Origin of the sequence: Caballeronia terrestris (assembly GCF_001544515.1) — a bacterium.
Taxonomy (GTDB): domain Bacteria; phylum Pseudomonadota; class Gammaproteobacteria; order Burkholderiales; family Burkholderiaceae; genus Caballeronia; species Caballeronia terrestris.
Genome location: NZ_FCOL02000056.1, coordinates 21,272 through 32,462 on the forward strand (window position 1 = coordinate 21,272; position 11,191 = coordinate 32,462).

The 11,191-nt window shown below is 64.4% G+C and carries 14 protein-coding genes; 2 read left to right on the forward strand and 12 right to left on the reverse strand.

All coding sequences use genetic code 11. The features are described 5' to 3' along the window. Positions 1-128: 128 nt before the first annotated feature. The 4 genes from AWB67_RS28160 to AWB67_RS28175 form a co-directional block, all read right to left on the reverse strand. Complete coding sequence (locus AWB67_RS28160; RefSeq protein ID WP_087659485.1) at positions 129-332, reverse strand: hypothetical protein; 204 nt, start codon at positions 330-332, stop codon at positions 129-131. A gap of 109 nt (positions 333-441) precedes the next feature. Continuing rightward, positions 442-834 (reverse strand): DUF5594 family protein, encoded by a 393-nt coding sequence (locus tag AWB67_RS28165; RefSeq protein ID WP_087659486.1) that lies wholly within the window; start codon positions 832-834, stop codon positions 442-444. Positions 835-864: 30 nt separating this feature from the next. After that, the gene (locus AWB67_RS28170; RefSeq protein ID WP_087659487.1) at positions 865-1,167 is read right to left on the reverse strand and encodes a hypothetical protein; all 303 of its coding nucleotides are present in this window, start codon (positions 1,165-1,167) and stop codon (positions 865-867) included. 96 nt (positions 1,168-1,263) lie between these two features. Further along, entirely contained in the window at positions 1,264-2,163 is a 900-nt protein-coding gene (locus tag AWB67_RS28175) for a LysR family transcriptional regulator (RefSeq protein WP_087659488.1), read from the reverse strand. A gap of 164 nt (positions 2,164-2,327) precedes the next feature. Here AWB67_RS28175 and AWB67_RS28180 point away from each other — a divergent pair, with 164 nt between their 5' ends. Then, positions 2,328-2,819, forward strand: a complete 492-nt coding sequence (locus tag AWB67_RS28180; RefSeq protein WP_087659489.1) for a Spy/CpxP family protein refolding chaperone — start codon at positions 2,328-2,330, stop codon at positions 2,817-2,819. Positions 2,820-2,943: 124 nt separating this feature from the next. Continuing rightward, positions 2,944-3,375: a PGDYG domain-containing protein gene (locus AWB67_RS28185; RefSeq protein ID WP_087659490.1), complete on the forward strand. Its 432-nt coding sequence runs from the start codon at positions 2,944-2,946 to the stop codon at positions 3,373-3,375. A gap of 13 nt (positions 3,376-3,388) precedes the next feature. On the opposite strand, the gene AWB67_RS28190 is transcribed toward AWB67_RS28185, so the two are convergent. The 8 genes from AWB67_RS28190 to AWB67_RS28225 all read right to left on the reverse strand — a co-directional run bounded on the left by AWB67_RS28190 (position 3,389) and on the right by AWB67_RS28225 (position 10,982). After that, the gene (locus AWB67_RS28190) at positions 3,389-3,754 is read right to left on the reverse strand and encodes a DUF3022 domain-containing protein (protein ID WP_087659491.1); all 366 of its coding nucleotides are present in this window, start codon (positions 3,752-3,754) and stop codon (positions 3,389-3,391) included. 6 nt (positions 3,755-3,760) lie between these two features. Beyond that, positions 3,761-4,579, reverse strand: coding sequence for a YhfC family intramembrane metalloprotease (locus AWB67_RS28195; RefSeq protein ID WP_087659492.1), 819 nt, complete (start codon positions 4,577-4,579; stop codon positions 3,761-3,763). 8 nt (positions 4,580-4,587) lie between these two features. Further along, positions 4,588-5,640, reverse strand: a complete 1,053-nt coding sequence (locus tag AWB67_RS28200) for a LacI family DNA-binding transcriptional regulator (protein WP_087659493.1) — start codon at positions 5,638-5,640, stop codon at positions 4,588-4,590. 87 nt (positions 5,641-5,727) lie between these two features. Beyond that, complete coding sequence (locus AWB67_RS28205) at positions 5,728-6,696, reverse strand: 2-hydroxyacid dehydrogenase (RefSeq protein WP_087659500.1); 969 nt, start codon at positions 6,694-6,696, stop codon at positions 5,728-5,730. Positions 6,697-6,795: 99 nt separating this feature from the next. Continuing rightward, positions 6,796-8,082 carry an MFS transporter gene (locus AWB67_RS28210; RefSeq protein WP_087659494.1) on the reverse strand — a complete coding sequence of 429 codons (1,287 nt, stop codon included), beginning with the start codon at positions 8,080-8,082 and terminating at the stop codon, positions 6,796-6,798. 19 nt (positions 8,083-8,101) lie between these two features. Continuing rightward, complete coding sequence (locus AWB67_RS28215; RefSeq protein ID WP_087659495.1) at positions 8,102-9,109, reverse strand: sugar kinase; 1,008 nt, start codon at positions 9,107-9,109, stop codon at positions 8,102-8,104. A gap of 43 nt (positions 9,110-9,152) precedes the next feature. Then, entirely contained in the window at positions 9,153-9,950 is a 798-nt protein-coding gene (locus tag AWB67_RS28220) for a TIM barrel protein (protein ID WP_087659496.1), read from the reverse strand. Between the two features lie 141 nt (positions 9,951-10,091). Further along, positions 10,092-10,982: a LysR family transcriptional regulator gene (locus AWB67_RS28225; RefSeq protein WP_087659497.1), complete on the reverse strand. Its 891-nt coding sequence runs from the start codon at positions 10,980-10,982 to the stop codon at positions 10,092-10,094. Positions 10,983-11,191 lie beyond the last annotated feature (209 nt).

Genomic DNA, 11,191 nt, shown 5'->3' on the forward strand with positions numbered 1-11,191 from the left:
GATCGCGAGAATTGCCTTACAAGCTATAAAGCAGAATAGGAAGTGTCAAGAAAGGATTTCGAACGAACTCCGCCGATGCCGATGCCGATGCCGCTGCGCACGGATCGCGCCGCCTGCGGCATCGCGTCCTAGCGATCCTCGGCCATCGCCTTGAGGCGGTCGTTGCCGGCGTCGCGGGCGGCGTCGGCGGTCGCGAAATTCTCTTCCGACACGATCGACCGCTTGACCTCACGCGCGTCGAAATCGACGAGCGAAATCACCCACACGAAACCGCCTCCCTGCTCGGCGGTATGCACGACCGCATGCTTGCTCCCGTCGTTCGCTGATCCCATCATGACCTCCCTTCTGAAAGAGATGCGCCCGGATACTGCGGCGAGCCCCAAGCCTAAACCTTTTTGGCTTCGGCGTGAGGGCAGTTTGATGACGGTTTCCAAGGCGACTTCATGCTTCGAAATCCAGCCCGCCGACGAGCACCGCGAACTCCGCCTGCGAGCGCGTTTCCAGATCGACGTCGCGCGCGCCTTGCCATGCAGCAAGCTTCGCCGGAATCGCGTGCAGATAGCGCGCGAAGCGCTCCTCGCCGCCGGCATCGAACAGGCGTTCGATCTCCTCGCCATCCCACGTGAGGTACACGTTCAGCGGGCACTCATAACCCGGCGGCGACCCACGCCCCTGCGCCACCCGCTCGGCGGCGACACGCACGCGCGTCGGCATGCGACTGCCCTCGTGCGGCATCACCTCGACGCGCACGCCGGCATCGAGCAGGCTCGCGATCCGGCTCGCGATGCGCGGTGCGAATTCGATGTCGAAGCGGCGCGCTTTCTCACGATCCACGGCGACACTCCGCGACACGCCTTCGCTGCCTCATACCGGCGGCAGGTCCTCCAGCGACTTCTCGATCTGCCCGTCCTGCACGCGCGCCTCGATGCCGATGTGCCCCGCCGTGTAGGGCAGCGCCGTCACCTTCGGGCCGAGGAACGTCCGGCCGCCGAGCGTGAAGAGCGTGCGAACTTCCTTGCCGCTCTTGATCGCCTCGACGACCTGCGCGACATCGACGATCGTCGTGGGAGTCGTCCAGTCGTTGATGCCCGCGTCGAAGCTGCCCCAGCGAACGTTCGACACGCGGTCGTTGGTCCAGCGCACACCATCGATAGCCAGAGTAGACATGGATGCCTCCATCGCCTCGTTGTATCGGGCAATCGTAGCACTTTGTCGATGCTGTGGCGCTGCGTGGAGCGCGAGTGAAAGGCATGCCGCGGCGCATCAAATCCCGAGCCTGCCGACGATGAAATCGACGAACGTCGTGAGCTTCGGCGTCGCGCGGCGGTCGCGCGGATAGACGAGATGCGCGGGCGACGGCTCCGGCAAATAGCGTTCGAGCAGCGCCACGAGCGCGCCGCTCGCGAGTTCCTCTTCGACCAGCACGCGCGGCTGCAACACGATGCCGAAGCCCGCGAGCGCCGCCTTCCTGAGCGCCTGCCCGTTGTTCGCCTTGAAGCGCGCGGCACGGGCCCGATGCTCGCGCGCTTCCGGCTCGTCGCCTTCGAGCCGCCAGCCCGCTTCGCGTCCCGTATGCACGAAGCCGAGGCACTCGTGCTCTGCGAGATCGCGCGGCGTGTGCGGCGTGCCGGCGCGCGCGAGATACGACGGCGCCGCGCACACCGCCATCTCGTAGGCCTTGAGCGGACGCGCGACGAAGCTCGCGTCAGCCAGACTCGCGAGCGTGCCGATGCGCACGGCGGCATCGAACGCTTCGTCGACGAGATCGACAAGGCGATTCGACAAGTCCAGCTCGACGCTGATCTCCGGATACGTCGCGAGAAACTCCGTCACCACGGGTGTCACGAACTGCACGCCGTAAGTTAGCGGCACGGTCACGCGCAGAAGGCCGCGCGGCGTCGAGGTCATTGCTTCGGCGAGCGACTCGGCGGCATCGACGTCGACGAGAATGCGCCGGCAGCGCTCGTAATACTCACGGCCGATTTCGGTGAGGCTCTGGCGGCGCGTCGTGCGCACGATGAGCCGCGCGCCCAGCTTCGTTTCGAGTGTCTGCAAGTGCTTGCCGACCATCGCCGCCGAGATGTCGAAGCGCGCGGCGGCCGCCGTCATGTTCCCCGCGTCGACGACTTCCACGAAAACCCGCATGCTCAACAAGGTGTCCACCGCTATTTTTCCCAGACGTATCGGTTGTAAGCAGATGTCGCAACGCGCCATGACGGCCGCGCAATCGTGATACTAATAACGCGTTTTCGGCCAGGCGGTGCGTATCGGCGGCGGTTCGCCCCATGCACCGTGCGCCATTTTCCAATCGACAGAAGGTGTCACGCATGAAAAAAACACTCGTTGCACTGGCGGCTTCCCTCGCTGTGAGCGCGGCTTTCGCGCAGTCTTCCGCACCCGTCGCGCCCTCCGCTTCGGCGCCTGGTGCGCAGCGCGAGGCGCACGTCGAGCAACGCATCACCGAATTGCACACGGCGCTCAAGATCACGCCGCAGCAGGAAGACCAGTGGTCGAAGTTCGCCGACATCATGCGCGAGAACGCGCGCACGATGGGCGATCTGTATCGACAGCGCGTGGCGCAGCGCGACACGATGTCCGCACTCGACGACATGAAGCAGTACGGCCAGATCACGCAGGCGAACGCGGACGGCACGAAGCGTCTCGTCGATGCATTCGAGCCGCTTTACACGAGCCTTTCGCCGGAGCAGAAAAAACTCGCCGATGCGAATTTCCGCCAGGGCGGGCGCGAGCGCGGGCATCGCGAGCGGCGTCATCCGCGTGCGGCGGCGCCGGATACGGCATCGGTCACAAAGCCTTGACTTTGCCGATGTTTTGAAAAGCGCCCGCAGCGTTTGATGCGGGCGCTTTTTTGTTATCGCGACAAGCGTGCAAAATGCGCTGATAGCCGCTACGATCGCAAACCCTGAATTTTCACGACCCGCCATGACCGCACTCATCAAGATCGACCTGAGCACCGACCCCGCCGCTTTGAGGGTCGTGAAGGACGAAGCTGTCGCCGTCGAGTTCGCGGCGAGCGCGGGCGAACTGATGAGCCTCGAAGGCCCGAACCGCTACCAGCCAGGCGACGCCATCATCACCGGCGCGACGGGCGAACGCTGGGTCGTCTCGCGCCAACGTTTCGATGCGAAGTACCTGCCGGAGCAGAACGTCGTTCACGGGGAGCCGGGCACGTATCGCAACCGGCCGGCCGTCGTACTCGCGAAGGAAATGCACGAAGCGTTTTCCCTCGCCCGCTCGGATGCCGGCGACATTCTTACCGGCGCGGCCGGCGACTGGGTCATGCAATACGCGCCCGGCGACTTTGGCGTCGTGAAAGCCGCGCGTTTCGCGAAGGTCTACAAGCGCGCGGACTGACACGCGCGCCGCTTCACGCGAAGTCCTCCCCCATCTCGATCTCGACCGAACGCGGCACGGTCTCCTTGTTCGCGTACGCTTCTTCCAGCGCGCCCAGCTCCGCTTCCACGTAGGCGCGTAGCACCGCGTAACCGCGCGCGTGCGTGCGCACCGGCATCGCACGATGGCGCGCGAGCGCGGCGGGATCGAAGCGCACTTCGATCGTGATACGGCGCGCCGTCGAGCCGAAACGCATCGCGATGTAATGAATCACGAGCGAGGTCCGGCCCTCGTCGTCGATGCGTTCGGCGAACTGCGTCTGCTCGGGGAATAGATCGCTGATGACGTGCGCGAGCATGTCGATGTCGGTGCTCGGGCAGTCGTATTGGTAGTCGTCCATGATCGGTCAGTGTTCGGGATGAGGTGTCGCAGCGGCGCCCGGCCGTCCGCCGCCCGTGCGGAAATATCGCATGAGCGCACGCACGACGATCAGGCCGAAGACGAGATAGACGGCGTCGGCGGCGAGGAGCGGAATCAGGCGCGCCTGGAAGGCGGCAGCGGGCAGGCTGATCAGCGCGTGCGCCGCGATCATCGCCGGCAGCGTATAGCGAAAGCGCTCGCGCAGCATCTGCCACATCAGTACCGAGAAGCCGAGCTGGAACACGAACGCCGCCGCACGCTCGACGATAAAGAGCGTCGCGTACTGCGGGGAAAGATTGCCGAGCACCATATGCAGGCGCATCAGCGATTCGAGCGGCGCGCTGGTGAAGTGCTCGTCGAGCTGGTTGTTGTTGGCAAGCAGCGCGTAGACGATCCACTGCATCTGCACGAACACGCCGACGAGCCACGCCTCCGCCCCGCCATGTCCGATGCCGTATCCGAGCGACGTGCCCGCGTTCGCGAGCGTGTGCGGCTGCCGCGCGATCAGCCACTTCATCGCGATGAAGCGCCCCACTTCCTCGCAGACGCCCGCCGCCAGCGCGCCATACGCGACGAACACGGCCGGGTTCGCGAGCCAGCCGACGGTCGTCGCGTTCGAGAGCACGAGGCCATGCAGCCCGCGCTCGACGATCATCGAAAAGAACGCGAAGACCGCGATGCCGAGGATCACTTCACGCCGTTCGAAACCGAATCGCGGCTTGAGTTTACGAAACAACACGACCGGCAACGCGGCGATGATGAGCGTGGAAATCGTGAGGCATGCGAGCGTCGTTACACTGACCATTCAAATCCTTAACGTTTGTCGCGGCGCGTCGAGGCGCGCACGACGAGTTCGCCCGGCAACAGGCATTCGCGCGCCGGCATGCGCGCACCTTCGAGCCGCTCGTGCAGGAACTCGACCGCGCGCCGGCCGATATCGTAAGTCGGCTGGCGAATCGTCGTCATCCCGGCGAGTTCGGCCCACTCGGAATCGTCGATCGACATCAGCGCCGCGCGTTGCTGCCAGTCGGCGCCGTAGCGCTCCTTCAGATGCAGCGCCACGCGCAGCGCGACCGGCGCGTTCGCCGCGAAAAGCGCGATACGTGTGCCCTTTTTTTCCGATGCTTCGAGTTGCGTGTCGATCGCGGCGAGTGCGGGCGCTTCATCCGTGAGATCGAGCACGACGGTCGAACCCTGCGCCCCGAGCGCGCCGATAGTGTCACGAAACGCCGCTTCGCGCACGCGCCGCGAACTGATGCGCCTGAACGGCTGCACGATGAAGAGCACGTCGTCGAAGCCTTCGTCGACGAGATGGCGAGTCGCGAGCGCAACGGCCGCCGGGTTGTCGAGCCCGACCATATCGGTGACGAGGCCTTCGATCGAACGGTCGACGAGCACGACGGGAACGCCGCCGCGCGAAAACGTCTGCAGCAGTTCTTCTTTCACACCGAGCGCATTCACGATCACGCCTTCGACGCGGTACGTCGTGAGGAGTTGCAGATAGCGGCGCTCCATGTCGATTTCGTTGGCCGCGTGGCAAATCAGCGGCATGTAGCCGAGCGCATGGCACGCGGCCTCGACGCCTTGCAGCACTTCCACCGAATAGGGATTCGTCAGGTCGGCGAGCAGCATGCCGATCAGGCGGTTGCGTCCGCGTTTCAGGCCGCGCGCCATCTGGTTCGGCCGGTAGTCGAGCTTCGCGATAGCGGCTTCGATGCGCTCGCGCAAATCCGGCGAGAGCACGCTCGTCTCGCCGTTCAGGTAGCGTGAGATGCTGGTCTTGCCCGTGCCTGCTTCGCGCGCGACGTCGGTGATCGTGGCGCGGCGTTCGGCGCTGGCTGTCATCGGATGGGGTTCTTCATGCATGTCGCTTCCACCAGGCTTCCTTGATGATCAAAGGCAAAAAAAGCGCACCGTGGCGCGCTTTTTGCCGCATCTTGACGCACGCTTTCGTCAGCGCTTCAGCACGTCGGGATTGACGATGTTGTTCGTGAGCGTGGCGTCTAACGCGCCGATCAGGTTCTCCGCCGCGTTGCGGCTCATCGCGTGACGCGTCTCGTGCGTCGCCGAACCGATGTGCGGCAGCGCGACGACGTTCTTCATCGCGAGGAGCGGTGAATCGGTGGGGAGCGGTTCCTGCTCGAACACGTCGAGACCGGCGCCCAAAATCGTGCCGTCTTGGAGCGCCTCGATGAGCGCGGCTTCATCGACGGTCGGTCCGCGCGATGCGTTGATCAGGATCGCGCTCTTCTTCATCGCCTTCAGTTGCGCCGCGCCGATCATGCCACGCGTTTCGTCGGTAAGCGGCACTTGCAAGCAGACGAAGTCGGACTGCGCGAGCAGTTCATCGAGTTCGACGCGTTTCGCGCCGTATTCCTGCTCGGCTTGCGCGTTCGGATGGCGATTCGTGTAGAGCACGTTCATGCGAAAGCCGAGTGCGGCGCGGCGTGCGACGGCCCCGCCGATGCGTCCCAGACCGACGATGCCTAGCGTCTTGCCCTGCACGTCGACACCGAAGTGCGCTTCGCCGATGCTTGCTTTCCAGTTGCCGCCTTTTACCCACTCGGCGAGTTCGACGACGCGCCGCGCGCTTGAAAGGATCAGCGCGAAGACGGTATCGGCGGTGGATTCCGTCAGCACGTCGGGTGTGTGGGTGAGGATGATGCCGCGGCGTGTGAGATCGGCGACGTCGAAGTTGTCGTAACCGACCGAGATGGTCGAAAGTACTTTCAGGTTCGTTGCGCCTTCGAGCATTTGGGGCGTGATTTGTACGCTCGCGCCGATCGCGCCGTTCGCGCTTTTTAGCGCGGCTCGCAGTGCATCGGCGTCTTTCGGATCTATCGTTACGACTTCGGCGTGCGCTTCAAGGTACGACAGCACGTCGGCGGGCAGTGCCTTGTAGGCGACGATTTTCTTTTGCATGGACATTTCAATTTTCGTTTCCAGTGGACGCTCGAGGTCTGCTTTTTTAACACCGTTTGATGCGCCCGGCCATCAAACGGTGTCACTCACACTCGAACCCTACCGCGCCGCAAGCTTGCCTGCGGGAGCAACCGCCACTGGCGGCTTGACCGCCAAAGTCAACACGACAGCGCCCAGGAGCGCCACACTCATGAACACGTACGAGGCTCCGGGCGACCCGGTCGCGCCATTCAGATACCCGACCACATAAGACCCGACGAACGAACCAAGCGCGCCCATGCTGTTGATCAGTGCCATCGCCCCACCGGCGACGTTCTTCGGCAGCAATTCCGGCACGATCGCGAAGAACGGCCCGTACGGCGCGTACATCGCAGCGCCCGCGATCACCAGCAACGCATACGACGCCCAGAAATTCGTCGACCCGAGCAAGTACGATCCTGCAAAAGCCACCGCGCCGATCAACAGGAAAGGCCAGACAAACAGCTTCCGGCGATCGAGCTTGTCCGACGCCCACGAAGCCGCGAGCATCGCGATCGTTGCGGCAAGATAAGGCGCCGCCGACAGCCATCCCGTCGCGACCATGCTGAACGACGAAGCGTTCTTGAGAATCGAAGGCAGCCACAGCACGAAGCCATACACGCCGATACTCCAGCAAAAGTACTGTGCGCACAGCTTGATCACCGCAGGCGAACGGAACGCCTCGCCGTAATTCTTCACCGGCTTGATCGCGGCCTGCTCGGCGCGCAGCGTGGCATCGAGGTCCTGCTTTTCCTGATCGGTCAGCCACTTGGCCTGCGCAGGCTTGTCCTGCACGATAAACCACCAGATCACGGCCCAGATCACCGCCGGCAAACCTTCCGCGATGAACATGTTGCGCCAGCCGAACGAATTCACGAGATAGCCCGACACCACCGACATCCACAGCACCGTCACCGGATTGCCGAGGATCAGGAACGTGTTCGCCCGCGAACGCTCGGACTTCGTGAACCAGTTCGCGATGAAGACGAGCATCGCCGGCATCACGGCCGCCTCGACGACCCCGAGCACGAAACGGATCGCCATCAGCGAGGGAATGTTGCTCACCATGCCCGTGAGCGCCGCGCAGCCGCCCCACAGGATCAGGCTCACGAACACGAGCTTCTTCACGCTGCGCCGCTCGGCGTAGATCGCGCCGGGAATCTGGAAAAAGAAGTAGCCGAGGAAAAACAGCGCGCCGATCAGCGACGACAGGCCCTTGCTGATGCCCAGGTCGTGATTGATGCCGGCGGCCGCGGCGAAGCCGTAGTTCGCGCGATCGAGATACGCAAGGCTGTATGTGATGAAGACGATCGGCATGATCGCCCACCAGCGGCGAATCGCCAGCTTTGGGGTAGTCGTGGTTTGCATGTGTGTCTCCGGAGTTCGGTCAGGCAAGATTGAGCGCGGTTTTGGCCGTCTTTTGACCTTGAATGGCTTGAGTGTCGGGTGCTTCCAATGCATTCAGTTCGGCGCGCGTCGGCAGGGCTTCGCTGTCGCCGATCACCTGGATCGCGAGCGCGCCGATCCGGTTGCCGCGCTCCAGCGCGTGCCGCACGTCACGGCCTTCGAGCAGCGCGCTCACCACGCCGACCGCGAAACCATCGCCCGCACCGACCGTATCGACGACCTTCGCGACCGGTATCGCCGGGACGATGCCCGCGTCGCCGTCAGCGGTGCGGAAATACGCGCCGTGCGCGCCCAGCTTGACGATCACGCCCTTCGAACCCTGGTCGAGGTAGAAGCGGGCGATGTCCTCCGGCTTCGTGTAGCCGGTAAGCGTGAGCCCTTCGCTGACGCCCGGCAGCACCCAGTCGGCGAGGGCGGCGAGTGCGTTGAGCGACTCGGCCATCGCCTCGCGCGACGGCCAGAGCGTCGGGCGCAGGTTCGGATCGAAGGAAATGGTCTTGCCTGCGGCGCGCATTTCGCGTGCCATGTGGAACGCGAGTTCGCGCGAGGTCGCGGAAATCGCGGGCGCGACGCCCGTCAGGTGCAGGTGGCGCGCGCCGGTCACGTAGTCAGCGGCGTAATCGGCGAGCGACAAATGACTCGCCGCCGACCCTTTGCGGAAATATTCAACCGACGGATCGCTGCCATCGTCGTTCTTAGACTTGAGCTGGAAACCGGTCGGATAGCGCTCGTCGATCGTCACGCAGTTCGCGTCGATACCTTCGGCCGCCAGCACGTCAAGCACATAGCGCCCGAACGAATCCGCGCCGACGCGGCTCATCCAGCCCACCTTGAAGCCGAGCCGCGACAAGCCGATCGCGACATTGAGGTCCGCGCCCGCGACGCGCTTCGTGAACTGGCCGACCTTCGCGAGATCGCCGGTTTCGGCGGCAACGAACATCGTCATGGCTTCGCCGTAGGTCACGACGTCGAGGGGTTGTGCTTGCATGATGGGTCCTTGTTTTCTGTGCTTCGAAATAGCTTTGAAATGCTCAGGCGGCCGACAGCCACGCGACTTTCGCCGCGGCATCCGCTTCGAGCGCGGCCGGATCGAAGGGGAATTCGATGCCGCGCGGAACATTCGCCGGCAGCGCCGCGAGCAGCGCGGCGAAGTGCGCGTCATCGGCGGCGGGCGCGACGGCGAAGCGGCGCGCGCCCTCGCCCGTCACCGCCTTGCAGTGCACGTAGGTGACATGCGGCGCGAGGCGCGCGGCGGCATCGAGCGGGTTCTCGCCCGCCCACAGCCAGTTGCCGGTGTCGAACGTCATTGTGAGCGCGCGTGACGCTTCCGGCAGCGCGCTGAACAGTGACGCGAACGCATCGATCGTGCCGCCCGCGCGCAACTGGCCGTTTTCCACGACCACCTGTGCGCTGGATTTCAAAATCGCCGTCAGCGCGCGGTCGAGCGTGGCGGCATCCGTCGCCGTGCCGGTTTGCATGCCACCGAGTTGCAGCTTGACGATGCGCGCGTCGAGCGCGGCGGCTTCGTCGAGGGCGAGATTGAGCGCGTCGAGGTCGAGGGAGCCGTCGGCGGCGAACAGCGTTGCAGGCGTCGAGTACACGGCCCACAGGCCGAGCGCGCGGATCGCGTCGCCGAGTTGGCGCAGGGCGTCGGGTGCGGCATCGGCATCGTCGGCGAAAAGCTCGCGGCGCACTTCGAAGCCGTTCGCGCCTGCACGTGCAGCGGCAGCCGCCCAGAAGGAGTGTCCATCGCGACGGATCGCATCGGCGCCGAACGCGCTAGCGACGATCACCACTTCTGTCTTGAATCCCGGTTTGCGCTCGTTCACTTTGACGTTTTCCGCTGGGTTCTCTTAATGGAACCGGTTCTGGAACCGGTTCCATTAAGAGTTTTCAAAAAAGACGCCTTGGCGTCCCTGTGAGAACGAATGGTGCGCCCGGTCGTCCCAGCCGCGCCATAGTGGAATTCCCTAGCCCTGATTCGAGTCGTCGAGACACAAGTCCAGAAAGCGGGCCGCTGCCCGCGACGGCGCCGCCGAATGCGGCATCAGGATCGAAAAACGGCGCGTGAGCGGTTCGGGCGCGATGCGCAGACGCCGCAGCGCGTTGTCCTCGTGACGCATCGACATCGCCGATACGAAGCCGATGCCCATCCCCGCCCGCACCGCCTCCTTCACACCTTCGACGCCCGCGATCTCCAGCGCGACGCGCATCGGCGCGCCCGCGCGGGCGAAGGCGCGCTCGACGATCTGCCGCACGCCCGAGCCGCCTTCACGCAGCACGAGCGGATGCGCGGATATCGCGTCGAGCGTCGCCGAGCCGTCCGCCGGTGCGAGCGGATGCGCGTTCGGCACAATCGCGACCACCTGATCCTCGCGCCACGGGGTGACGCCCGTTCCTGGCGGCAAATCCCCGCTCACCGGGCCTTCGACCATCGCGATATCGAGCACGGGCAGCGCCGCGACGATGTCGGACGTATTGCCGTCGATGGTGGTAATCGTGACGTCGGGGAATTGCCGGTGGAACGCGGCGATCAGGTACGGCAGAAGATAACTCGCGGGCGTCGTGCTCGCGCCGATGCGCAGCACGCCGCGCTCGAGTCCACGCAGCGCGTCGCGAAACGCGTGCGCCTGCTGATAGGTCTCGCGGATGCGCTCCGCGTAGTGCACGAGTTGCTCGCCAGCCGCCGTGAGCCGCACGCCGCGCCCGTCGCGTTGATAAAGCGGTTCGCCGAACTCGTCCTGCAACTGGCGAAGCTGGCCGGACACTGCCGGCTGCGACAGATGGAGCGCCACGGCCGCGCGGCTGATATTGCAAAACTCGGCGACGGTCGCAAACGTTATCAGTTGATCTGGGGTCATGGCGGTCAATATATCGGTTGAGCCGATACTTTACATCCCAAATCACGATTTTTCATATCGATATTCCACGGATAGGATTAGCAGCATCAAACAACCTATTCCGCGCTACCCATGTCCACAATCGTCGCCAGTAAGCTATCAACCCGCGGCCAGTTAAACGGCATCCTGTTCGTCGCGCTCTTCGCGGCTGCCATCACCCGGCTCGCGTC